The organism is Micrococcus sp. CS26, from assembly GCF_055522295.1.
Genome location: NZ_JBVFVY010000019.1, coordinates 1 through 21,234, shown reverse-complemented (window position 1 = coordinate 21,234; position 21,234 = coordinate 1). Strand labels below are relative to the sequence as shown.

General features: G+C 74.6%; 24 protein-coding genes. 10 read left to right on the top strand and 14 right to left on the bottom strand.

Going from position 1 to position 21,234, the window contains the following annotated elements:
• Nucleotides 1-3 precede the first annotated feature (3 nt).
• Nucleotides 4-1,086 (bottom strand): phenylalanine--tRNA ligase subunit alpha, encoded by a 1,083-nt coding sequence (gene pheS, locus ACZ1IK_RS08935; RefSeq protein WP_012750956.1) that lies wholly within the window; start codon nt 1,084-1,086, stop codon nt 4-6.
• A gap of 86 nt (nt 1,087-1,172) precedes the next feature.
• On the opposite strand from pheS, the gene ACZ1IK_RS08930 reads away from it, so the two are divergent.
• Together ACZ1IK_RS08930 and ACZ1IK_RS08925 are read left to right on the top strand one after the other, a co-directional pair.
• Nucleotides 1,173-1,580, top strand: a complete 408-nt coding sequence (locus tag ACZ1IK_RS08930; protein ID WP_020624687.1) for a CHY zinc finger protein — start codon at nt 1,173-1,175, stop codon at nt 1,578-1,580.
• Nucleotides 1,577-2,026 (top strand): hypothetical protein, encoded by a 450-nt coding sequence (locus ACZ1IK_RS08925; protein ID WP_036315645.1) that lies wholly within the window; start codon nt 1,577-1,579, stop codon nt 2,024-2,026. The genes ACZ1IK_RS08930 and ACZ1IK_RS08925 overlap by 4 nt, the downstream gene beginning before the upstream one ends.
• Nucleotides 2,027-2,071: 45 nt before the next feature.
• Here ACZ1IK_RS08925 and ACZ1IK_RS08920 read toward each other — a convergent pair whose 3' ends face one another.
• On the bottom strand, nt 2,072-2,734 hold the full coding sequence (locus tag ACZ1IK_RS08920; protein ID WP_036315688.1) for a pyroglutamyl-peptidase I: 663 nt from the start codon (nt 2,732-2,734) through the stop codon (nt 2,072-2,074).
• A gap of 92 nt (nt 2,735-2,826) precedes the next feature.
• Here ACZ1IK_RS08920 and ACZ1IK_RS08915 point away from each other — a divergent pair, with 92 nt between their 5' ends.
• Entirely contained in the window at nt 2,827-3,900 is a 1,074-nt protein-coding gene (locus ACZ1IK_RS08915; RefSeq protein WP_020624690.1) for an Rv2578c family radical SAM protein, read from the top strand.
• A 34-nt stretch (nt 3,901-3,934) separates the two neighbouring features.
• Here the strand turns inward: ACZ1IK_RS08915 and ACZ1IK_RS08910 are convergent, their stop codons facing one another.
• Nucleotides 3,935-4,447, bottom strand: coding sequence for a (deoxy)nucleoside triphosphate pyrophosphohydrolase (locus tag ACZ1IK_RS08910; protein ID WP_036315642.1), 513 nt, complete (start codon nt 4,445-4,447; stop codon nt 3,935-3,937).
• A 56-nt stretch (nt 4,448-4,503) separates the two neighbouring features.
• Here ACZ1IK_RS08910 and ACZ1IK_RS08905 point away from each other — a divergent pair, with 56 nt between their 5' ends.
• Entirely contained in the window at nt 4,504-5,826 is a 1,323-nt protein-coding gene (locus tag ACZ1IK_RS08905; protein ID WP_051995270.1) for an MFS transporter, read from the top strand.
• A 141-nt stretch (nt 5,827-5,967) separates the two neighbouring features.
• Nucleotides 5,968-6,240: a GlsB/YeaQ/YmgE family stress response membrane protein gene (locus ACZ1IK_RS08900; protein WP_036315639.1), complete on the top strand. Its 273-nt coding sequence runs from the start codon at nt 5,968-5,970 to the stop codon at nt 6,238-6,240.
• An 88-nt stretch (nt 6,241-6,328) separates the two neighbouring features.
• Here the strand turns inward: ACZ1IK_RS08900 and ACZ1IK_RS08895 are convergent, their stop codons facing one another.
• The 4 genes from ACZ1IK_RS08895 to infC all read right to left on the bottom strand — a co-directional run bounded on the left by ACZ1IK_RS08895 (nt 6,329) and on the right by infC (nt 9,113).
• The gene (locus ACZ1IK_RS08895) at nt 6,329-7,225 is read right to left on the bottom strand and encodes a TrmH family RNA methyltransferase (RefSeq protein WP_036315636.1); all 897 of its coding nucleotides are present in this window, start codon (nt 7,223-7,225) and stop codon (nt 6,329-6,331) included.
• 138 nt (nt 7,226-7,363) lie between these two features.
• Nucleotides 7,364-7,750, bottom strand: coding sequence for a 50S ribosomal protein L20 (rplT, locus tag ACZ1IK_RS08890; protein WP_002853696.1), 387 nt, complete (start codon nt 7,748-7,750; stop codon nt 7,364-7,366).
• Between the two features lie 89 nt (nt 7,751-7,839).
• Entirely contained in the window at nt 7,840-8,034 is a 195-nt protein-coding gene (gene rpmI / locus ACZ1IK_RS08885; RefSeq protein WP_002853699.1) for a 50S ribosomal protein L35, read from the bottom strand.
• A gap of 104 nt (nt 8,035-8,138) precedes the next feature.
• Nucleotides 8,139-9,113 (bottom strand): translation initiation factor IF-3, encoded by a 975-nt coding sequence (gene infC, locus ACZ1IK_RS08880; RefSeq protein WP_240335717.1) that lies wholly within the window; start codon nt 9,111-9,113, stop codon nt 8,139-8,141.
• Nucleotides 9,114-9,489: 376 nt separating this feature from the next.
• Between infC and ACZ1IK_RS08875 the strand changes: the two genes are divergently transcribed.
• The gene (locus tag ACZ1IK_RS08875) at nt 9,490-9,861 is read left to right on the top strand and encodes a DUF1844 domain-containing protein (protein ID WP_036313345.1); all 372 of its coding nucleotides are present in this window, start codon (nt 9,490-9,492) and stop codon (nt 9,859-9,861) included.
• Nucleotides 9,862-9,928: 67 nt separating this feature from the next.
• On the opposite strand, the gene ACZ1IK_RS08870 is transcribed toward ACZ1IK_RS08875, so the two are convergent.
• Nucleotides 9,929-10,405, bottom strand: coding sequence for a hypothetical protein (locus ACZ1IK_RS08870; protein WP_012750967.1), 477 nt, complete (start codon nt 10,403-10,405; stop codon nt 9,929-9,931).
• Nucleotides 10,406-10,770: 365 nt separating this feature from the next.
• Here ACZ1IK_RS08870 and ACZ1IK_RS08865 point away from each other — a divergent pair, with 365 nt between their 5' ends.
• Entirely contained in the window at nt 10,771-11,019 is a 249-nt protein-coding gene (locus tag ACZ1IK_RS08865; RefSeq protein ID WP_002854852.1) for a WhiB family transcriptional regulator, read from the top strand.
• Nucleotides 11,020-11,081: 62 nt separating this feature from the next.
• Here ACZ1IK_RS08865 and ACZ1IK_RS08860 read toward each other — a convergent pair whose 3' ends face one another.
• Genes ACZ1IK_RS08860 through ACZ1IK_RS08850 form a run of 3 tightly spaced genes read right to left on the bottom strand, consistent with a single transcriptional unit; the run spans nt 11,082 to nt 14,793 of the window.
• Complete coding sequence (locus ACZ1IK_RS08860) at nt 11,082-12,590, bottom strand: sensor histidine kinase (protein WP_134415753.1); 1,509 nt, start codon at nt 12,588-12,590, stop codon at nt 11,082-11,084.
• Nucleotides 12,560-14,143: a tyrosine-protein kinase family protein gene (locus tag ACZ1IK_RS08855; protein WP_123244130.1), complete on the bottom strand. Its 1,584-nt coding sequence runs from the start codon at nt 14,141-14,143 to the stop codon at nt 12,560-12,562. The genes ACZ1IK_RS08860 and ACZ1IK_RS08855 overlap by 31 nt, the downstream gene beginning before the upstream one ends.
• A 2-nt stretch (nt 14,144-14,145) precedes the next feature.
• Complete coding sequence (locus tag ACZ1IK_RS08850) at nt 14,146-14,793, bottom strand: SAF domain-containing protein (protein WP_123244131.1); 648 nt, start codon at nt 14,791-14,793, stop codon at nt 14,146-14,148.
• 225 nt (nt 14,794-15,018) lie between these two features.
• On the opposite strand from ACZ1IK_RS08850, the gene ACZ1IK_RS08845 reads away from it, so the two are divergent.
• A complete protein-coding gene (locus ACZ1IK_RS08845; RefSeq protein ID WP_123244132.1) occupies nt 15,019-15,243 on the top strand; it encodes a helix-turn-helix domain-containing protein in 225 nt (74 codons plus the stop codon).
• A 15-nt stretch (nt 15,244-15,258) separates the two neighbouring features.
• Here the strand turns inward: ACZ1IK_RS08845 and ACZ1IK_RS08840 are convergent, their stop codons facing one another.
• The gene (locus ACZ1IK_RS08840) at nt 15,259-15,816 is read right to left on the bottom strand and encodes a hypothetical protein (protein ID WP_036383497.1); all 558 of its coding nucleotides are present in this window, start codon (nt 15,814-15,816) and stop codon (nt 15,259-15,261) included.
• Nucleotides 15,817-15,972: 156 nt separating this feature from the next.
• On the opposite strand from ACZ1IK_RS08840, the gene ACZ1IK_RS08835 reads away from it, so the two are divergent.
• Complete coding sequence (locus tag ACZ1IK_RS08835; RefSeq protein WP_465098464.1) at nt 15,973-16,725, top strand: LysM peptidoglycan-binding domain-containing protein; 753 nt, start codon at nt 15,973-15,975, stop codon at nt 16,723-16,725.
• Between the two features lie 50 nt (nt 16,726-16,775).
• A complete protein-coding gene (locus ACZ1IK_RS08830; protein ID WP_049147321.1) occupies nt 16,776-17,288 on the top strand; it encodes an Rv3235 family protein in 513 nt (170 codons plus the stop codon).
• Nucleotides 17,289-17,375: 87 nt separating this feature from the next.
• On the opposite strand, the gene secA is transcribed toward ACZ1IK_RS08830, so the two are convergent.
• A complete protein-coding gene (gene secA, locus ACZ1IK_RS08825) occupies nt 17,376-20,111 on the bottom strand; it encodes a preprotein translocase subunit SecA (RefSeq protein ID WP_061873065.1) in 2,736 nt (911 codons plus the stop codon).
• Between the two features lie 174 nt (nt 20,112-20,285).
• Nucleotides 20,286-20,963, bottom strand: a complete 678-nt coding sequence (gene hpf, locus ACZ1IK_RS08820; protein ID WP_041105232.1) for a ribosome hibernation-promoting factor, HPF/YfiA family — start codon at nt 20,961-20,963, stop codon at nt 20,286-20,288.
• Nucleotides 20,964-21,234: the final 271 nt, after the last annotated feature.

The following is a 21,234-nucleotide window of genomic DNA, read 5'->3' as shown; positions in this document are numbered from 1 at the left end:
GGATCAGACCTCCATTCCGAAGTGCTGGGAGAAGCGGACGTCGCCCTCGATCATGTCGTGCATGTCCGGGACCTCGTTGCGGAACATGAGCGTGCGCTCCACGCCCATGCCGAACGCGAACCCGGAGTACTCCTCCGGGTCCAGGCCCGCGGCGCGCAGCACATTCGGGTGCACCATGCCGCAGCCGCCCCACTCGATCCAGCGGGGCCCGCCCTTGGCGCCGGGGTGCCAGATGTCCAGCTCGGCGCTGGGCTCGGTGAACGGGAAGAAGTTCGGGCGCAGGCGGATGGCCGCCTCGGCCCCGAACATCTGGCGGGCGAAGTACTCGAGGGTGCCGCGCAGGTGGGCCATGGTCAGGCCCTTGTCCACGGCCAGGCCCTCGAACTGGTGGAACACCGGGGTGTGCGTGGCGTCCAGCTCGTCCGTGCGGAAGGTGCGACCCGGGCACAGCACGTAGGTGGGGGCGCCCCGCTCGAGCAGGGAGCGCATCTGCACCGGGGAGGTGTGGGTGCGCAGCAGCAGGTGGGCCTCGGCCGGGGCCACGAAGAAGGTGTCCTGCATCTCGCGGGCCGGATGGTCCGGCGCGAAGTTGAGGGAGTCGAAGTTGAACCACTCGGACTCGAGCTCGGGGCCCTCCGCGATCTCCCAGCCCATGCCGACGAAGATCTCCGAGACACGGTCCATCGTCAGCGAGAGCGGGTGACGGGCGCCGACGCGGCGGCGACGGACCGCGGTGGTCACGTCCACCGTCTCCTCGCGCAGGATCCGCGCGGCCTGCTCCGCCTCGAGCACCTCGGTGCGGGCGGCCAGGGCCTTGCCCAGGCGGCCGCGTGCGGCGCCCATGAGCTTGCCGGCCTCCGCCTTGCGCTCCTTGGGCAGAGCGCCGATCGCCTTGTTCGCGAGAGTCAGGGGGGCCCGGTCGCCGGTGTGGGCCAGGCGGGCGGCCTTGAGCTCATCGAGGTCCGCCGCGGCCTCGTACGCGGCGAGCGCGGCCTGCACGGCGGCCTCCACCGCCTCCGCGTCCACGGGGGAGATCTCCGCCACGGGCGCGGTGGGCTCCGCGCCGGTCTCGGGGCTGGGTGTCATCAGGGCAACGACCTTCGCATGGGGGACGGTGGGACGCCCGTCAGTCTAGTGTCCGCCCCGGGCGCGCTCGGCCTAGGCTGAGGCGCATGACCGCCCCGGACTCCCTCGACGGCACCGACCCGCTGCTGCGGGGCGTGGGGCTGGACGCGCAGACCCGCTGCGCCCATTACGCCACGGCGCGGGACGTCGTCGCCCTGCGCTTCGCCTGCTGCCCCGCGTACTGGTCCTGCCACCGCTGCCACGCGGAACTCGCCGACCACCCGGCCGTGCCGGTGCCGGCCGGCGACTTCGACCGGCCGCACGTGCTGTGCGGGGTGTGCCGCACCGAGCTCAGCGTGGCCGCCTACCTCGCCCTCGAGGCCACCGCCGATCCCGCGTGTCCGGCCTGCGGAGCGCCGTTCAACCCGGGCTGCGCCGCCCATGCCCCGCTCTACTTCGACGTCCCCGCGTCCGGGTCCCCCGCCGGTGACGTCGACCCCGCGACACGGCCGTGACCGCCGCCCCCTCCCGGCCGTCGCCTCCGGCGCACGTGCGGGCGCGCGGGCTGTGGAACCTGCTGAACCTGGCGACGCCGCTGGGGCTGGTGGGCGCCGTCGTCGCCGGCTGCGCGCTGCGGCCCGGGCCGCACGGGCTGATCGAGGCCCGCGGCTGGACGCACCGGTTCCCGGGCGGGGCCGCGTTCACGGTCGGCGACGTCGTGTTCACCCGCCCCGGCCTGCGCATGACGCCCGCGCTGTGGCGGCACGAGGCCGGCCATGCGGACCAGTACGCCCTCCTGCTGGGTCTGCCGTTCCTGCCGGCGTACGCGCTCGCGGCGGCGTGGTCGACGTGGCGGACCGGGGACCCGGCGTCGCGCAACGTCTTCGAACGACGCGCGGGCCTGGCCCTGGGCGGCTACGTCGAGCGGCCCGTGGTCCGCGGCCTGCGGCCGCGCCGCTGACGGGCACGGGCGGTCGCGCCGACGCGGACCCGGGGTCCGGGGAGGTCAGTGCATGGTGCCGCCGGGGACGTCGAGGTCGGGGCCGCCGGCCAGCGCCGTCAGGGCGGCCTCGGCCACCGCGCGCGCCAGGTCGGCCGCGGGCAGCGCCGGGGTGTCCGGCGTCGGGCGGTGCTCGGCGTCCCACGGCACGTGGAGGAAGCCGGCGGCCCGGGCGGTGCCGGGGGCGTCGAGGAGGGCGTACATGACGTGGTTGCACACGAACGCGCCCGCGGACAGGGACGGCTCCGCGGCGACGCCGGCCGCCCGGATCGCGGCGACGGCACGCTTGGCGGGCAGGGTGGCGAACAGGGCCGCGGGCCCGTCGGCGCGCACGGGCCGGTCCACGGGCTGGTCCCCCGCGTTGTCCGGGATCCGGGCGTCCTGCAGGTTCACGGCCACCCGCTCGACCCGGACGGCCGCCGTGCCGCCGGCCAGCCCGACGGCGATCGCCACCTCCGGCCGGACCCGGTCGAGGGCCGCGGTCAGGGCAGACCCGGCCGCGCCGAACGCGCACGGCAGCTCGACCGCCTCGGCCGTCACACCCCGGTCCGCCAGGATGCCCACGGCGTCCCGCGCGGCGGCGATCGACGGGTTGTGGACGTCGCCGCCGAAGGGCTCGAAGCCCGTGAGCAGGACGCGGGCGGCCGGGGCGGGTGCACGGGAGGTCATGGCGACCACGGTAGGCGCGTCTGGGCGCCCGCGCCCCGCCCGGACTCGAACACGCTTGCGGGTCGATTCGAACATGTGTTCTACTTCTGGCCATGCGATGGGAAGCGCAGACCCTGCGGTCCGAGGGCGGAGCCCAGCGGGCGACGGCCGGCACACCGGCCGGCTCCGCCGCCCTGCTGCCGCTCTCGGACCTGCAGCGGAGTGTCACCACCCCGGAGTTCGCGGGGGTCACCTTCCATGAGGTGCTCGCCAAGACCGCACTGAACTCGGTGCCGTCCGCCTCGGCCATGCCGTTCCGCTGGACCGTGAACCCGTACCGCGGCTGCACCCACGCCTGCCGGTACTGCTACGCCCGCAGCACCCACACCTTCCTCGAGCTCGACGCCGGGGCCGACTTCGACCGGCAGATCGTCGTGAAGGTCAACGTCGCCGAGGTGCTGCGCGCCGAACTCGCCCGCCCCACGTGGGGCCGCGAGGCGGTGGCGTTGGGGACGAACACGGACCCGTATCAGCGGGCCGAGGGCCGCTACGCGCTGATGCCCGGGATCATCCGGGCCCTGGCCGATTCCGGCACCCCGTTCTCCGTGCTGACCAAGGGGACCCTGCTCGCGCGGGATGTGCCCCTGCTGCAGGCGGCCTCGCGCCAGGTGCCGGTGCAGGTCTCGCTGTCCCTGGCGATGCTCGACCCCGCCATCGCCGCCGCGGTCGAGCCGGGCACGCCGTCGCCGACCGCACGCCTGCGCCTGATCGAGCGGCTCGCCGCCGCGGGTGCGGACGTCACCGTCATGGCCATGCCCCTGCTGCCGTGGCTCACGGACGGGGACCGCGAGATCGACGCCCTCATGCGCGCGCTGGCGGACGCCGGAGCCGCGCGCGTCATGCCGGGCGCCCTGCACCTGCGGCCGGGCGCGAAGGAGTGGTACCTGGACTGGATCCGCCGCGAGCACCCGGATCTGCTGGCCGGCTACGAGCAGATGTACGCCCGGTCCGCCTACGCGCCCGAGTCGTACCGCCGCATGCTCACCCGGATGGCCGGGGAGGCCGCCGCACGGCACGGCCTGGCCCGCGGCGGCGCCCACGGCATCCGGCGCGAGGACGGTCCCCCGGCCCGGCGCCGGCCGGCGTCCCGGCCCTCCGCTCCGGCGGCGCAGCCCGCGCTGTTCTGACCGGTCCGCGGGGCGCGGCCGGCCGCGTGTCGACTCAGCGCCCCGCGGAGAACGCCGTGGCGGCGCCACGGAGCACCTCGGCCACGATCGGCCGGTCCGCCGGGATCCAGTCCAGGTGCCGCACGCCCGGCCCGGCGAGCGGCAGCCACGCCAGCAGGTCGTGGTCCTGGAGGGCTCGGGGTGTCGTCCCCTCCTCCGCCAGGACGCCCCAGAACACCCGCATCCGGGCGCCGTTGGCCAGCTCCCACCCGTCCGGCTCCGGCGCCGCCACCTCGGGGCCGAGCCGCACGGCGACCCCGAGCTCCTCCCGGCACTCCCGCAGCAGCGCCTCCTGGACGCCCTCCCCCGGCTCGACCTTGCCCCCGGGGAACTCCCAGAGCCCCCGCAGCGGGGCAGGCGCGCTGCGACGGGCCGCCAGCAGGCGGGTCGGCGCGGCCACATCGTCGAGCAGCGCGAGCCCCACGACCAGCCGCGGTCGCGCACCGTCCCGGGGCGACGTCGTCGGGCTGGCAGCGGGCGCGGGGCGAGCGGGTGTGGCGGAGGTCATGAGCCCAGGCTAGCGAGGCCCCCGCCCCCGCAGACCGGAGTCCGTAGGCTGGGTCGGTGCCCACCCCCACTCCCGCCGCCGACGGCGCCCACGACCGTTCCCCCCGCGCCCCGCGTCCGACGCGCCCGGACCCGTCCATCCCACCGACCGCGCCGACGGGCCCCGGCGCGCTGCTGGGCGGCCGCCGCGTGCGTCTGCTGCCGGCCATCCTCGCGCTGGCCCTGGGCAGCTTCGCGATCGGCACCACGGAGTTCGCGATGATGGGCCTGCTGCCGCAGGCGGTGGCCGACCTCGGCATCGGTCTCGAGGCCGGCGGCGTGCTCATCTCCATGTACGCGCTGGGCGTCGTGATCGGCGCTCCCCTGCTGGCCGCGTCCTTCGCCCGCGTCGACCGGCGGGTCACGAGCATCGTGCTGATGCTGCTGTTCGTCGTGGGGCACGTGGCCGCGTTCCTCGCCCCGGACGCGGCCACCATGATGGCCGCCCGCTTCATCTGCGGCCTGCCCCACGGGGCCTACTTCTCGGCGGCCGCCCTGGCCGCCGCGGACCTGGCCGGGCCCGCCCGCCGTGGCCAGGCCGTCGCATGGGTGATGGCGGGCCTGTCGGTGGCCAACGTGCTCGGCGTCCCGGCCGCCACCGCCCTGGGCCAGAGCGCGGGCTGGCGCTGGATGTTCGTCATCGTGGCGACGTGCGCGGCCCTGTGCGTGGCCGCCACCGCATGGCTCGTGCCGCCGGTCCCGGCGCCCGAGGGGGCGTCCGTGCGCCGCGAGCTGCGCGGCCTGGCGTCCGGGCGCCTGTGGGCCACGGTGGCCGTCGGCGTCCTCGGCTTCGCCGGCATGTTCGCCCTCTACACCTACATCGCCCCCCTGCTGACCACGGTGTCCGGCCTCGATGAGCGGTGGGTGCCCGCCGTCCTGGCCCTCTACGGGGTGGGCATGGTCGTCGGCACGCTCGTCGGCGGCGCCCTCACGGACCGCGACCCGGTGCGCACGCTGCGTCTGAGCTTCGCACTCAGCGCCGTCTTCCTTCTGGGCGTCGGCCTGACCGCGCAGTGGGCGCCCGTGATGGTGGTCTTCCTCTTCCTGGTGGCCGTCAGCGGCTCCGGGATCGCCCCGTCCCTGCAGGTGCTGCTGGTGGACTCCGCCCCCACCGCGCCGCAGTTGGCGGGCTCCCTGAACCACTCCGCACTGAACATGGCCAACGCCATGGGGGCCTGGGTCGGCGCGGCCGCGATCGGCGCCGGAGCCTCCCTGAGGACCCCGCCGCTCATCGGTGCCGCCATTGCCCTCGGCGGCCTCGTCCTCGCGCTCCTGCTGGTCCGACGCACCCCCGCCGTCGGCGCCGTCCCGCACGACGGCCCCTCCGCCGCCACCGTGTGAATCGCGTGCGGCGCGCTCGGTCCACGGGCGGCTGACCTCGCGATCGAGGGGTAGCGGGCCGTCAGAGGTGGCACAGGTGGAATCGGCTTTGCTAAGTTCCTTTCCGTACGTCATCATCCGCAACTCGAAAGGAACATCAGCATGTTCACCATCATCGCTTGGATCATTATCGGCCTCATCGCCGGTGCCATCGCTCGCCTGATTCTTCCGGGGCGACAGGGCTCCGGCTGGCTGGGTGCCCTCATCACGGGCCTCCTGGGTGCCGTTCTCGGTGGCTGGATCTCCACCCTGCTCGGCGGGGAAGGGCTCGGCGACGCGTTCAGCTGGCAGACGCTCATCTGGTCTGTGATCGGCGGCGTCATCGTGGCCTTCATCTGGCAGGCCATCACCAGCCGCCGCGGCACCCGCGTCTGAGCTGACATCGGCTGACCCGGCACCCGCCGGGTCGACCCCAGAAGGGGCGGGGATCCTCACGGATCCCCGCCCCTTCTGGCGTGTGCGTTCAGTCCCGCGTGGTCGGCGAGGCCATCGCCGAGGCGTAGAGGCACACCGTGGCCGCCGTGCCCACGTTCAGGGACTCCGCGGCGCCGTAGAGGGGCACGGCCACCCGGCGCTCCGCCAGGGCCAGCTCCGCCTCGTCCAGGCCCTGGGCCTCATTGCCGAACAGCCAGGCGGTGCGCGCCCCCAGCGACGCCGGGGACAGGGCGTCCAGTCGATCGGACCCGTGGCCGTCGGCGGCCCACACCTGTAGACCCGCCGCCCGGGCAGTCACCGCCACGTCCTCCGCCTGCACCCCCGCGAGCACGGGCAGGTGGAACAGGGACCCGGCGGTGGAGCGGACCACCTTCGGATTGAACGGGTCCACCGATCCGGCGGTGAGCACCACCGCGTCCGCGCCCGCGGCGTCCGCCGCGCGCAGCACCGTCCCCGCGTTGCCCGGGTCCTGCACGCGGCACAGCACGGCCGCCAGCGCCGCACCGTCGAACGCGTCCTCCAGGGCGGGCTGATCCGGGACGCGGGCCACGGCCACGACGCCCTGGCCCGTCACCGCGTCCGCCATGGCCGTCAGGACCTCGTCCGAGGCCTCCCGCACGAACACCCGCTCGCCGCCGTCGGGCCCGTCGGCGGCCACCCGCTCCACGAGGGCCGCCAGCTCCGAGTCCCGGTCGGCGAGCCCGGCGGAGACGTAGACCTGGGTGAGGACGCGACCGGCCGGCCACTGCCGCGCCGCGCCCGCCGGCCCCTCCCCCAGGTGCGCGCGCAGCGCCTCGCGGCACGCCTGCGGGCCCTCCACCAGGAACGTGCCGGTCCGGCGTCGCGCGGGCCGGCCGGCCAGGGCGGCGACGGCGCGGACGCGCTCGGCGCGGGGGTGGGTCAGCGGCTCGGCGGGCGGGGTCATGGGCTCTCCTGGTCGGGTTCGGCGGGGCGCGGGTGCGCAGACGCCGACGGGGCGGGCCTCCTCATCGGAGGGCCCGCCCCGTCGGCGGCGGTGTCCACGTCTGACACGTGGCGGGGACCCGGGGGTCCCGGGGCCGGCTCAGCGGGAGGCGGCGGGGGCGTTCACGTCTGCGGGCAGCGCCTCGCGGGCGGTCTTCACCAGCACGGCGAAGGTCGCGGCGTCGGAGACGGCGATCTCGGCCAGCATGCGGCGGTCCACCTCGACGCCGGCCAGCTTGAGGCCCTGCATGAAGCGGTTGTAGGTCATGCCGTTGGCGCGGGCGGCCGCGTTGATGCGGGTGATCCACAGGCGACGGAAGTCACCCTTGCGCTTGTGGCGATGCTGGTAGTTGTAGGTGAACGAGTGGAGCATCTGCTCCTTCGCCTTGCGGTACAGGCGAGACCGCTGGCCGCGGTAGCCGGAGGCGCGCTCCAGCATGGTCCGACGCTTCTTGTGGGCGTTCACTGCCCGCTTCACACGTGCCACGTGCGTACTCCAATCTGTGTGGTCCCCGGGGCGCGCACTGGCGCGTCACGGCCGAGGAGGAAGGGGTTCCGGCGAGGCCGGAGGGGGTGTCAGATGCCGAGCATCCGCTTGATCTGCTTGATGCTGCCCTTGGAGACGAGCTGGTCGCCCTTGAGACGGCGGGTCAGGCGCGAGGACTTGTGCTCCAGGTAGTGGCGGCGGTTCGCCTGCTGGCGCATGATCTTGCCGGAGCCGGTCACGCGGAAGCGCTTCTTGGCACCGCTGTGGGTCTTCATCTTCGGCATGGCTGCCGTTCTCCTTCACTCATCGCTGCCGTGCGCGGCGCGCACGGCAGTGCTGGTCACCCCGGTCCGTCCGGACCGGGCTGGTCTGTGGCGACCCCGGGGGGTCAGGCCCGAGGACCGGGCTTGGGGGCACCGCCGCGGGGGGCGGCGGGCTTGGGCGGGGCCGGCATCGGCTTGGCCGCCGGCTTCGGAGCCGACGACGGCGCGGCCGGCTTGGCGGCGGACCGCGGCTTCGGCGTGGCAGCCGGCGCAGCCGAGGACTGCGGCTTCGGCGTCGCGGCCGGCTTCGGGGCCGATGCGGGCGTGGCGCTGGAGGCCGGCTTCGCAGCCGGGGCGGCCGCGGCCGGGCGGGGAGCCGCCGGGGCCGGGGTCTTCGGCGCCTGCGTCGTCTCGGCCGGGGCCGCGGAGGCGTTCTCCTGCGTCCGGGCGGCCATGGCCTTCAGCTGCTCGGGGAACGCATCCCCGACCGAATTCCGCACCGGGGCGGAGTCGGACGCCGCCTTCTGCGCGGCGCGCTCCTTGGCCTCGCGGGCGGCCTGGTCGCGACGCGAACCGCCGCCCTGACGCTCGCGGTGGCTCTCGGCCGAGTTCTTGCGCTGGTCCGCCCGCGCATCGGCCTTGGTGCGCAGCGGGGCGACCACCATCACCATGTTGCGGCCGTCCTGGCGCGGCTGCGATTCGACGGTGCCCAGCTCGGCGACGTCCTCGGCGAACTGCTGCAGCAGCTTGATGCCGAGTTCGGGACGCTGCTGCTCACGGCCGCGGAACTGGATGATGGCCTTGACCTTGTCGCCCTGGCTCAGGAACTTCTTGGCGTGGCCGGTCTTGGTCTCGTAGTCGTGCTTGTCGATCTTCAGGCGGAAGCGGACCTCCTTGAGGACCGTGTTCACCTGGTTCTTGCGCGACTCACGGGCCTTCACCGCGGCCTCGTACTTGTACTTGCCGAAATCCATCAGCTTGCACACCGGAGGCTTGGCCGTGGGGGCCACCTCCACGAGATCCAGGTCCGCCTCGGCGGCGAGCCGGAGGGCGTCCTCGACGCGGACGATACCGACCTGTTCGCCGTTCGGGCCGACCAGGCGGACTTCCGGAACGCGGATACGCTCGTTGATGCGGGGATCGCTGATGGTGCTGCTCCTCTGTGTGAGACGACGGGTGACCCCGCGCCCACCGGAGGGGCCCTCGGAAACGAGGAAGGCCTCCCCTGCGCGGACGCAGACGGAGGCCTCGACACGATCCCGTCGGACGGGACCCTCGGTGCGGGCTGCGCGCCACGACGCGGCGGTCCCGACCGGCGACCCGGCAACTCGGCCCGGGGCGAACCGGACATCCTGCTGGCGCGGGTGGGAGAGAGGCCTCCACTTTGCTGCTCCTGGCCCGTGCATGCCCGCCCCGGGGTCACCGGATGACGAGGTCTTGCGCGGACCACGAGTGGTCTATGGGAAGCTTACCACCATGACAGACGAACGTCAGGCCCAGGACGCCACCCCCATGGACGCCCCCGCCGAGATCCGCGACATCCACGAGGTCCCCGCCGTCGAGGTCATCACGACCACCGCCGTGCACCTGATGACCGCCGCCGCCGTCAAGTGCGGCCTGGCCGACTCCCCCGACGCCCGCGAGCTCATCGATCTCGACGAGGCCCGCAAGCTCATCACGGCCCTCGCCGGGCTGGTCACGGCCGCGGCCCCCGAGATCGGCAGCCAGCACGCCGGACCGCTGCGCGACGGGCTGCGCTCGCTGCAGCTGGCGTTCCGTGAGGCCTCCCCGTTCCCGGACGCCCCGGGCAAGGGCCCCGGCGAGAAGTTCACCGGCCCGGTGAACTGACCACGGCCCCGATGACGACGACGGCGCGCCCCTGGCCGGGGGCGCGCCGTCGTCGTCGGGGCGGGGCTCAGGCGTCCGTCGAGGCCTCCGGGGCGGGGGCGAGATGCCGGGTGACCGGCGTCGTGAAGAGGGTGAGCAGCGCGACGCCGGAGACCGCGAGCAGCGGCCCACCCAGAGCAGCGGCGTCCACGCTGAAGAGCCACGAGGACAGGAGCACACTGAAGAGCTGGATCGCGACGGCGGCGCCGCGGCTCCACGCCCGACCGCGCAGCAGGGCGACGGCGGTCGCGAGGATCCACAGGGCGAGCAGCGCGTAGATGACGATCAGCATCACGCGGGCGCCGGCCGGGAGCACCCCGTCCGCCGCATGCACCACCGCGTCCACGGCGAACCAGAGGAGCGCACCCCCCTCGAGCACGAGCGCCGCGGCGACCACGAGGACGGCCACCGGCAGGCCCCGTCCGGGGCGGGGCGGGACCGTCGTCGCGTCGGCGCCCGACGACTCGGACGGGGCGACGGGGTCGGGGCGGCGGGACTGTGCCATGGGGCCTCTCCTGCGGACGGCTGCGGGGACGGACGTGTCCCCCACGGTACGCCGGGCGGCGCGCGGACCACGTCCGCGGCGGCGCCTCGGTCAGGGCATGGTGTGACGAAGGACTCGCAGTGCAGCGCGGTGATGCACCTCATTCACCTCTTGTTCACTCGTGAGGGCCGTGCGAGGATGGCATGCGAGAGATTTCCGGGGGCCGCGTTCGTACGAAGGCGGTCCCCGTTGCAATGACCAGGGTCGCCCTCCGTATCGGTCGTGCCGCGCGTCGTCCGCGCCGGCCCCCGCGCCCGCCGCCGGCGGAGGCCGTGACCACCGGCGCCCGCGGGCTCCGGTTCTTCCGACAGAAAGTGAGCGGACCGATGGATTGGCGCAGTAAAGCAGCGTGCCTGGACAAGGACCCGGAGCTGTTCTTCCCGGTGGGCAACACCGGCCCCGCCCTCCTGCAGATCGAGGAGGCCAAGGCGGTGTGCCGCTCGTGTGAGGTCGTGGACACGTGCCTGAAGTGGGCCATGGAGTCCGGCCAGGACTCGGGCGTCTGGGGCGGCATGAGCGAGGACGAGCGGCGCGCCATGAAGCGCCGCGCCGCGCGTGCCCGCCGCGCCTCCTGACCCACCCGGACCACCGGCCCCGTCGACGACGTCGACGGGGCCGTCCTCAAGCCCGGCCGGGTTCACGTCAGGGGCAGTCGCAGCACGACGCGCGTGCCGCCGTCGTCGGACCGCTCCCAGCGCAGGGTGCCGCGCAGGTCCCCCTCCACGAGCGAGTGCACGATGCGCAGGCCGAGCCCCGATCCCTCGCCCGCGCGGGGAGACTCCCCCGGCACCCATCCGTCGGGGGCGGCGGGGCCGCCGTCCGTCACGGACACGACCAGCACCGTTCCCGCGGGGGTCGACTCGCGGTCGGCGTGCAGGCCCACGCAGCCACCGCCCGGCGCCGTGCCGTGCTCGACGGCGTTGGCCGCCAGCTCATTGAGCACCAGCGCCAGCGGCGTGGTCACGTGGGAGGGCAGTTCACCGAACTCGCCCGTGACCGCGACCTGCAGCGGCCGCCCGTCCCCGGCCACCTCGACGGCCAGGCGGAACTGCCGCTGCAGCAGACCGTCCACGGGGACCTGGTCCTCGATCTCCTCGCTCAGCGTCTGGTGGACGAGGGCGATCGTGTCCACCCGCTGCATCGCCTGACGCAGCGCACGCTCCGCCTCGGGCGAGGACGTGCGCCGCGCCTGCATGCGCAGCAGCGATCCCACGGTCTGCAGGTTGTTCTTGACGCGGTGGTGGATCTCGCGGATGGTCGCGTCCTTGGTGAGCAGACGCTGCTCCTGGCGGCGCAGCTCGGTCACGTCGCGCAGCAGCAGCAGCGCCCCCTGCCAGCCGTCCGGACCGAGCAGGGGGACGGAGCGCACCGTGAGGGACGCCCCGCCGGACTGCACCTCCCGCCGTCCGGCACGCAGCCCGGTGAGCACGGCCCACGTCCCCTCGTCGGTGGGCACACGGGCGGCGTCGGTGCTGGCCAGGACGTCGGTGAGCCGGTGCCCCTCGAGCGTTGAGGCGATGCCCAGCCGGCGCAGGGCGGAGACCGCGTTGGGACTGGTGAACTCGGCGACCGAGTCCGGCCCGAGCACGACGAGGCCGTCCCCCACCCGCGGCGTGCCGCCTGCCCAGAGGCCGGGAGGCTCCTCGGGCGCCGGCCAGCGGCCGTGCTGCATCATGTCCAGCAGGGTGCTGGCCGTCCGGCTGTAGTTCTCCTCGATCACCGAGCGCGCCGGCCGGCCGTTCGGGTCCGCGTGCGCGGAGACGACCGCGATGACCCTCCCGGCGCGGACCACCGGCCACAGACGCACCTGCAGCGTGCCTCCCGGGGCCTCGACGGGGCCGGCCCCCTCGGCCCGCTCCCCGCCATGCCACGTCTGCCCGACGACGGCCCGCAGGTCCGCGCGGGCGCGCGAGCCCACGATGTCGCGGTGGAAGAGGGTGGGAGCGGTGAAGGGCCGGACCTGGGCGAGCGCGACGAACCCTCCGGCCTCGTCGCGGCGGGGCACGGGGCACCAGAGCACGAGGTCCGCGAGCGCCAGGTCTGCCACGAGCTGCCAGTCCCCCACGAGCCGCTGCAGCCAGGCGCGGTCCTCGTCTCCGATGTCCGGGTGCGACGTCAGGGGGTCCTGCGCGAGCGAACTGACCATGGGATCAGGGTACGGCGACGTGCCGGGCGGCCCGTGTCCGTGGCGTCGCGGGCGGCGTCGGACGACACGGCGGCGATGGTCTGCGAGGGCCGTGCGCGGTGCCGTCCGCGGCGGGCGGGGCGGGCAGGGACACCGGCCAGCGTGGCGAGGGCGCGACGCAGCGGGCTGTTCGGAGCGGCCTCGGCGAGCACCTGGCCGGCGAGCAGCGCGGGGTCCGCGGCGGCCGGGTCCCACGGCAGGAACGCCTCCAGGGGCGTGGCCGGCGAGGCGTAGCGGTTCCAGACGGCCTCGACCTGCCCGCGCGGGGCGACGCCGGCGGCGGCGGGCCGGAGCCGGTTGACCACGACGCGCAGCCGTGCCGCCGGGGCCGCCTCCGCCAGCTCCTCGACCCCGCGGACCAGGCGGGGCAGGGCGACGGCGTCCGGCCCGCCGACCGCGATGACCTCGTCGGCCGCGGCGAGCGCCGCCAGGGTCGCACCGTTGCGCTGTGGGGCGGGCACGTCGAAGGACAACTCCTCGTCCTGCTCGAGACCGAACCCGACGTCGACGACCACGCGGTCCCAGTGTTCCCTGGCGGCCGCGATCAGCGCGGAGACGGCGGCGGGGCGCAGCTCGGGCCACCGGTCCACGCGGGTGAGCCCCGTCAGAACCGTCAGGTCCGCGCCGGCGACGCGGACGCGGACGCCCGCGGCCGCCAGGTCGGCGGCGCCCAGTCGGCCGTGGTCGGCCCGCCGCACGGCCCGCGACACGCCGGCCGACTCCTCCGTCAGCCCCAGGTGCACACCGACGGCGGGGCCGTACGTGTCCAGGTCGACCAGCAGCGTGTTCCGGCCGGCCACGGCGTGCTCGGCGGCGAGGTTCACGGCGACGGTGGTGCGTCCCGGGGCGCCGGTGGGACCCCACACCACGGTCACCAGGGACTCCCGCGCGGGTGCGGTCGGTTCGCCCTCCTCCGGAGAGGGTGCGGGGTCGGCTCCCTCGCCCGCGGTGGCGGGGCCGTCGTCGGGGGTGGCCGCGGCGGGGGCGGCGCCCGGCCCGGCGTCGTCGGGCTCGTCGGCGTCGCGCCAGGGGTCCGTGAGGCCGGGCACCTCGTCCGCGCCGAGCGTCTCCAGGGTGATCGGCAGGTCGTCGAGGTCCTCGGCGTGATCCCGGGCGTGGTCGGCGTCCTCCCCGTGCGAGGTCTCCGGCCGGCGGCCCTCCGCGGCGGCGCTCGCGGACTCCACGACGACGGCCGCGATCTGCTCGGGGTCGGCGTCGGCGCGCACGCAGGGCACCCCCATGCTGCGGAGACGACGCCGCTCGGCACGGACCTCGCTGAGCGCCGCCACGCCCACGGGTCGGGGCAGCCGGGCCGTCTCCTCCAGGAAGGCGGCGGTGAGGGACTCGGTGTCCCCGGCCACGAGGACCGCGTCCACGAGACCGGAGCGGGCGATGGCGAGCAGCTCGGCGATGTCCTCGGCCCGGCGGAGGACCGTGATGTCCGTCTGGTGCCGCTCGAGCGGGCCGATGTGGTCCAGGCCCGGCTGGACGGTGGTGGCCAGGGCGATGCGCACGGTCAGCGCACCCCGTGGGCCGGCACGAGGGTGACCCGCGCGTCCTTCACCTTCGCGTCCACGATGCGCGGCAGGGTCTCCTTTGGTGCCAGCAGCTGCACCCGGGTGGTGCCCGAGCCGCCGAAGCCGTTCTGCTCCGCCGTGACCTCGGAGATCTCGAGCGCCTCGGCCAGCCGGGCCGGGTCTGCATGGCCGCGGCCTCCCTCCGCCGGCATGGCCACCCAGACGTCCACGCGGTCTCCCACGCCCACGCCGGACGGCAGCGGCTCGTCCAGGGCCACCCCGACGGGACGACGGCCGTCCGGGTCCGCGTCCACCAGTGCCGCCGCCGGCAGCAGCTCACCGGCCCGGACAGTCCCGGAGACCATCCGCCCCTCGGGAGCCGGAGCATCGGCGCTGAGGTACCGCTCGCCGGCCTCGCTGAGGTTCACCTCCACGGGGCGCAGGTCCCCGGACGCGATGGGTGTGCCCGGGGGCAGGTCCTCCGCAGCCGTCCAGTACGCTGCGGTCCGCTGGGCGGAGGCGACCAGCGCCACGACGCCGGCGATCGAGGCGAGGACGAGCACGAGACCGACGAGGAGCCGGGGATCCCGCCAGCGGGGCCGGCGCAGACGGCCGCCCTCGGCGGACGCGGACATGGTCGTGGACACCGGATGTTCCCCCCTTCGGACCGGCCCCTCGGGCCGCCGCGGCCCCGGCACCCCGTCGGTGTCGGCCCCTCCGCGCTGCGCCCAGAGTAACCACAGGGGCCGTGGATCGCCGGATCCGCCGCGTACGCTGTGGAAAAGTGTCGCCTCCGGGTGTTCCCGGGGTTGAATGGGTCGACGTCGTGGGCCGCCCGCGACCGTCCTGGACGCCTCGACCGAAGGAGCACCGTGCAGCGCTTTCTCACCCTGACCGACGTCGCGGAGACCCTGAACATCTCCGGTCAGGCCGCCCGTGCCCTGGTCCGCTCGGGTGAGCTGCAGGCCATCCAGGTCGGGGGCCGCGGTCAGTGGCGCATCGAGCTGTCCTGGCTCGAGGACTACGTGGAACGTCAGAAGGAAGTGACGCGCGCCCGCGTCCGGGAGTGGACCGAGGCGGACGCGCAGGCCCGCTGAGCCCACACGGTCTGCTCAGGCGGGGCGCAGCGCGGTCCGGACCGTCCCCAGCGCCCCGAACGGGATGACGAGCCGCCCGCGGACGGCCGCGGCCCGCCGGGCCTCGTCCCGCGGGTGGCGGGCGATGTCGAGGTGGTCGCCGCCGACCCGGTCCACGGTGCCCTCCGCCAGCGCCGCGCCGAGGCGTCCCGTCACCGCCACCGGCTGGCGCGTCCGCGCGATGCCGCGCAGCACCGTCCCCCAGCCGGCCGCGGCGAGCTCGGGCGCGGCCACGGCCCGGGTCAGGTCGGCCTCCACGGCCGCCACGCAGTCCACCGCGACGATCGCCGATCCCGAGCCGTCGACGTGCACGCCGACCCAGCCCTGGCCCACCGTGTGCACCACGCCGTCCACGACCTCGCCCCAGGCCAGGTGGAGCCGGACCTGCCGCCCTCGGGCTCCGCGCAGGCGGTCGGCCAGGGACAGCGCCATCCACTCCGCTCGGGTCAGCTCCGCGGCCTCGGCCACCGTCTCCTGCCAGCCGAGGTCGGCCCAGTGCGCCTCCAGGTCGTCGAAGAGTCCGTTCCACCGCATGCGCTCAGCATAGGAGGCTCAGCGCCGGACATCGGTCGTCATCAAACATCATCAAACATCACTCTTGACACCTATCGGCCCGTGCAGTTCACTGTGATCATCATCACCGGCCTGATCGCGGGATCCCGGCCGGACGGACGCACAGGAGGGGAATCCATGGAGCGCTCGACATCACCGGCCGGCCCGGCCCCGACCCGTCCGGTCGACGCGGCGGACGCCGTCGGCCTCACCGTCCTGCTTCTGGCCGGTCCCGGTCTGCTCGCCTGTGCCGCGGCGCTGCTGCAGACGGGCACCAGCGCGCCCGGGGCGGAACTGACCCGCGTGCTGGGCCTCGGTGCCGGTCTCGCCGGGCTCGGACTGCTCGCATGGTGGGCGGTGGGCCTGATCGGGCTGGCGCTCGTCGCGCTGGGGCGCCGCGCGGGTCGGCCGGCCTGGGCCCGCCTGGGCCGGAGCCTCACTCCCGCCCTGCTCGGACGCGTGGCAGGCGCCGTCGTCGGTGCCCAGCTGCTCGCGGCACCGGCCGCGTGGGCGGACGCGGCTCATCCCGTGCCGGACGCCTCCTGGACCGTGGCTGCGGTGCCTGCGCACGCCACCGGCGTCGAGGCCCCGGCGCCGGACGCCGCGTGGACGCCCCGGCCCCCGGCGCCGACCCCACCGGGCGCCGGCACCGGCCGTGCGGATCCGGACCACCCGACCGTCACCGTCCGGCGCGGCGACTGCCTGTGGCACCTCGCCGCCGCCGAGCTCGGCCCGGACGCGACCCCCCGAGAGATCGACGCCCGCTGGCGCCGCTGGTACGAGGCCAACCGACGGGTGATCGGCGACGACCCGCACCTGCTGCTGCCCGGCACCGTGCTGACCTCCCCCGTGTTCACCCCGCACGCCGGCGTGGACGGACCACGGCCATGACATCCACGACCCTGCACTCCCCCGCTTCGCCTCGTCCTCAGGAGACCGCCATGACCACCCTCGCCACCCGCCCCCGCGCCGCTTCCGACCGGCGCACCGCCGACACCCTCCTCCACGGGCCCGCCCACAGCCCCGCAGTCCTGCCCCGCGGTGAGGAGATCGCCCGGCGGGCCCGCACCGAACAGGGGCGCGAGGAGCTGCGCCGCGTCCGCTCGCTCGCCGCCGTGATCGCCGTCGCCTGCGTCGAGGTCGAGACGGGCCGCCGTGCCCTGCGGGACCTCTCCGCCTGGCTCTCGCCCGAGGTCCTGGACAAGTTGACCCGTCGCATGGAGCTGCTGGGCGCCGTCGCGCCGACCGGGCCCGGTCGACGGCCCTCCGCGGCCGTCCCGCCCCGGACGCCCGCGTCCGCACCCCGCCCGGTGGGTGCCCGCGTGTGCGAGGTCGCGCCCGGCCGGGTGGAGGCCAGCGCGACGGTGCTGTGGGAGGGCCGGGCCCGGGCCTTCGCGCTCCGACTCGAGCGGCGGCTCAGCCGGTGGAAGGTGACGTCGGTCGAGATCGGCTGAGCCGGATCGTCCCGTCGGACTGACGAGCGAGGGCCCGGAGACCTGGAGGTCTGCGGGCCCTCGTCCTGCGTCGTGGCGGGGCGCCGGTCAGCCGCGGCGGCCGCGGCGCTCCGCCTGACGGCGGGAGCGGCGGTTCGTGCCCGCCGCGACCGTGGCGCCGGAGTCCGTGCCGCTGCGGGTGACCGCGCTCTGCCCGTCCTCGGACGGACCGGTAAAACGCAGCTGCGCCGGCTGCTGCGGGGCGTCGATGCCCTCCACGGAGATCTGCGGGGCCATCGTCACGGCGCGGGCGTCCTGGACGCCGGGCAGCGACGTCGACGCGGGGGCCGCACTGATCTGCGCCTGGAACAGCGTGCGCACGGCGTCCTCGCGGATGGCGGCGAGCATGTTCTGGAACATCGTGTAGCCCTCGCGCTGGTACTCCACGAGGGGCTCGCGCTGGGCCATCGCGCGCAGCCCGATGCCCTCCTTGAGGTAGTCCATCTCGTAGAGATGCTCCTGCCAGCGGCGCCCGATGGTGGCGAGCACCACGCGACGCTCCGCCTCCCGCAGCGCCTCGGACCCCACCTGCGCCTCCCGGTCCTCGTACGCCAGGAGCGCATCGGAGACGAGTTCGCGCTTGAGGACCTCGGCCTTGAGCCGGCCCCGGCCGCCGACCTCGTCGAGGACGTCCTCCTGCGAGATGCCCACGGGGTAGAGCTCTGCCAGGTCCCGCCACAGCTGGTCGAGGTCCCAGTCGGTGGCGTGGCCCTCCTCGGTGGCCGCGTCCACGATGTTCCCGACGGCGTCCTCCACGAAGCGGCGCACCCGGTCCTGCAGGTCCTCCCCCTCGAGGATGGAACGGCGGTCCGTGTAGATGGCCTCGCGCTGGCGGTTCATCACGTCGTCGTACTTGAGCACGTTCTTGCGCTGCTCGGCGTTGCGCCCCTCGACCTGCGCCTGCGCGTTCTGGATCGCCTTCGAGACGAAGCCGAACTCGAGCGCCATGTCGTCCGGGATCGACGGGCTGTTCATGATCCGCTGGGCCACGCCCGGGTTGAAGTTGCGCATGAGCTCGTCCGTGAGGGAGAGGTAGAACCGGGACTCGCCCGGGTCGCCCTGACGGCCGGAACGACCGCGCAGCTGGTTGTCGATGCGGCGCGAGTCGTGGCGCTCGGTGCCCACCACGTACAGGCCGCCGGCCTCGATGACCGCGCGGTGCGCGTCCTCCACGGCGGCCTCGGCCTGCGCCAGCACCTCGGGCCAGCGGGCCTCGTACGCCTCCGGGTCCTCGGCGGCGTCGAGGCCCAGCTCCTGCATGCGGGCCACCGCCGTGAACTCGGCGTTGCCGCCGAGCATGATGTCGGTGCCGCGGCCGGCCATGTTGGTGGCCACGGTGACGGCGCCCGGGCGGCCGGCCTGCGCCACGATGGCGGCCTCGCGGGCGTGGTTCTTCGCGTTCAGGACCTCGTGGCGGACGCCGCGCTTGGCCAGCAGCGTGGAGAGGTACTCGGACTTCTCCACCGAGGTGGTGCCCACCAGGACCGGTTGGCCCTTCGCGTGCCGCTCGGCGATGTCGTCGACGACGGCGTCGAACTTGACCTTCTCGTTCTTGTACACCACGTCGTTGCGGTCCACGCGCTGTCGCTCCCGGTTCGGCGGGATCACGACGACGCCGAGGCCGTAGGTCGACGTGAACTCGGCGGCCTCCGTCTCGGCGGTGCCCGTCATGCCGGCGAGCTTCTCGTAGCCGCGGAAGTAGTTCTGCAGGGTCACCGTGGCCAGCGTCTGGTTCTCGGGCTTGACCTCGACGCCCTCCTTGGCCTCGATGGCCTGGTGGAGCCCCTCGTTGTAGCGGCGTCCCTTGAGCACGCGGCCCGTGTGCTCGTCGACGATCTGCACCTCGCCGTCGAGGACCACGTAGTCCTTGTCCCGCTTGAACAGCTCCTTGGCCTTGACCGCGTTGTTCAGGAACTGGATGAGCGTGGTGTTCTGCGTCTCGTACAGGTTCGTGATGCCGAGGTGGTCCTCGACCTTCTCGATGCCGGGGCCGAGGATGCCGACGGTGCGCTTCTTGTGGTCCACCTCGTAGTCCGTGTCCGCCTCGAGGCGGCGCACCAGCCGGGCGAACTCGCCGTACCACCGGTTGGCCTCTCCCTGGGCGGGGCCGGAGATGATCAGCGGGGTGCGGGCCTCGTCGATGAGGATCGAGTCCACCTCGTCGACGATCGCGTAGTGGTGCTCACGCTGCACGAGCTCGTCGAGGGACCAGGCCATGTTGTCCCGGAGGAAGTCGAAGCCGAACTCGTTGTTCGTGCCGTAGGTGATGTCCGCGGCGTACTGCTCGCGGCGTACGGCCGGGGTCTGGCCCGCCACGATGACGCCCGTCTGCATGCCGAGGAAGCGGAACACGCGGCCCATGAGGTCGGCCTGGTAGGAGGCGAGGAAGTCGTTGACCGTCACCACGTGCACGCCCCTGCCGGACAGCGCGTTGAGGTAGGCCGGGGCGGTGGCCACGAGGGTCTTGCCCTCGCCGGTCTTCATCTCCGCGATGTTGCCCTGGTGCAGCGCGATGCCGCCGAGCAGCTGGACGTCGTAGTGCCGCTGGCCGAGCGTGCGTCCCGCGGCCTCCCGGACCGCGGCGAACGCCTCCGGCAGGAGCAGGTCCAACGACTCGCCGTCCGCATGCCGGGCCCGGAGCGTGTCCGTCTCGGCACGCAGCTCCGCATCGCTGAGCGCCCGGAAGTCATCCTCGAGGAGGTTCACGGCGTCCACCGTGGCCTGCATGCGCTTGAGGACGCGGTTGTCCGAGATCTTCAGGACGCGGTCGATGATCGAAGGCACTGGTTCTCTGCTCCCTTGCGGTGTGGCCGGGGCGGGACGGGATGCCCCTCGCGCTCGGCCGTGGCGCGGTCTCCGGGACAGTGTACGGGCCGAGTCCGGACGGGCCGCGGCGCCCGTCCCGGAGGGGACGGGCGCCGCGGCGTCAGCAGGTCGTGGTCGACGTCGGCGGGGCGGTCAGTCCTCGCGCGCCTGGTAGGCCCGCTCCCCCTCGGAGGCGGAGACGTGATCCTGCGGGAGGGACTCGTCCAGGCGGATCACGCCGTAGCTCCAGCCCCGACGACGGTAGACCACGGAGGGCACGCCGGTCTCGGCGTTCTGGAAGAGGAAGAAGTCATGACCCACCAACTCCATCGCGTCCACGGCCTCGTCCACGCTCATGGGGGTCGCGGGGAACGCCTTCTGGCGGATGCGCACCGGGGTGCCCACCTCGGGGGCGTCCTGCTCGGCGGCCTCCTCCGCGGCCAGCGCGGCACCCGACGGCGGCAGCGGCGGCACGAATCCGACCTCGCCCGCACCGCGGGAGGCGCCGAGCTTGCCGTGGCGGCGGTCCTTGCGGCGGTCGCGCATGCGCCGCAGGCGCTCGGTCAGTCGGGTGGCGGCCTGGTCGAAGGCTGCCAGCTTGTCGTCCGCGTCGGCCTCGGCCCGCACGACGTCCCGCGGGCCACGGACCGTCAGTTCCACGCGGACCGTCTCGTCCGAGTGCTTGTGGTGGGAGGACTTCGTCACGCGGACCTCGAGCGTGTCGGCGCCCTCGGCGAGCGGCTGGAGGCGCTCGGTGCGCTCGACGACGTGGTCGCGGAAGCTCTCCGGGAGCCTGAGGTTGCGGGCGATGTAGCTGACATCCATGGTCATGGCGTCCTCCTGGTCCGACTCTCACGGGTCCGGCCTCGGGAGGGGAGGTGCGCCTCGGTGTCGCGTCCGCAGGGCGGCGGCGGGTCCGAGGGTGCGACCTCCTTCCAGCCGTCGGCAGGACGGGAACCGTAGGGGCGATTCCGTGCCGTTCACCCTACCCGGGGGCCTGGCCGGGGGCCAGGCTCGGCGGGGTCCCGCGGCGGGGCCACGGCCGCGAGCACGACGGCCCCGACGGGGTGCCCGCCGGCGCGGCGCACCGCCTCCGCGAGCG

What these genes read in the sequence shown, in the direction of transcription:
- pheS (WP_012750956.1), bottom strand. Translation starts at nt 1,086, where the DNA reads ATGACACCCAGCCCCGAGACCGGCGCGGAGCCCACCGCGCCCGTGGCG.
- ACZ1IK_RS08930 (WP_020624687.1), top strand. Translation starts at nt 1,173, where the DNA reads ATGACCGCCCCGGACTCCCTCGACGGCACCGACCCGCTGCTGCGGGGC.
- ACZ1IK_RS08920 (WP_036315688.1), bottom strand. Translation starts at nt 2,734, where the DNA reads ATGACCTCCCGTGCACCCGCCCCGGCCGCCCGCGTCCTGCTCACGGGC.
- ACZ1IK_RS08915 (WP_020624690.1), top strand. Translation starts at nt 2,827, where the DNA reads ATGCGATGGGAAGCGCAGACCCTGCGGTCCGAGGGCGGAGCCCAGCGG.
- ACZ1IK_RS08910 (WP_036315642.1), bottom strand. Translation starts at nt 4,447, where the DNA reads ATGACCTCCGCCACACCCGCTCGCCCCGCGCCCGCTGCCAGCCCGACG.
- ACZ1IK_RS08900 (WP_036315639.1), top strand. Translation starts at nt 5,968, where the DNA reads ATGTTCACCATCATCGCTTGGATCATTATCGGCCTCATCGCCGGTGCC.
- ACZ1IK_RS08895 (WP_036315636.1), bottom strand. Translation starts at nt 7,225, where the DNA reads ATGACCCCGCCCGCCGAGCCGCTGACCCACCCCCGCGCCGAGCGCGTC.
- rpmI (WP_002853699.1), bottom strand. Translation starts at nt 8,034, where the DNA reads ATGCCGAAGATGAAGACCCACAGCGGTGCCAAGAAGCGCTTCCGCGTG.
- ACZ1IK_RS08875 (WP_036313345.1), top strand. Translation starts at nt 9,490, where the DNA reads ATGACAGACGAACGTCAGGCCCAGGACGCCACCCCCATGGACGCCCCC.
- ACZ1IK_RS08870 (WP_012750967.1), bottom strand. Translation starts at nt 10,405, where the DNA reads ATGGCACAGTCCCGCCGCCCCGACCCCGTCGCCCCGTCCGAGTCGTCG.
- ACZ1IK_RS08865 (WP_002854852.1), top strand. Translation starts at nt 10,771, where the DNA reads ATGGATTGGCGCAGTAAAGCAGCGTGCCTGGACAAGGACCCGGAGCTG.
- ACZ1IK_RS08860 (WP_134415753.1), bottom strand. Translation starts at nt 12,590, where the DNA reads ATGGTCAGTTCGCTCGCGCAGGACCCCCTGACGTCGCACCCGGACATC.
- ACZ1IK_RS08840 (WP_036383497.1), bottom strand. Translation starts at nt 15,816, where the DNA reads ATGCGGTGGAACGGACTCTTCGACGACCTGGAGGCGCACTGGGCCGAC.
- ACZ1IK_RS08835 (WP_465098464.1), top strand. Translation starts at nt 15,973, where the DNA reads ATGGAGCGCTCGACATCACCGGCCGGCCCGGCCCCGACCCGTCCGGTC.
- ACZ1IK_RS08830 (WP_049147321.1), top strand. Translation starts at nt 16,776, where the DNA reads ATGACCACCCTCGCCACCCGCCCCCGCGCCGCTTCCGACCGGCGCACC.
- hpf (WP_041105232.1), bottom strand. Translation starts at nt 20,963, where the DNA reads ATGACCATGGATGTCAGCTACATCGCCCGCAACCTCAGGCTCCCGGAG.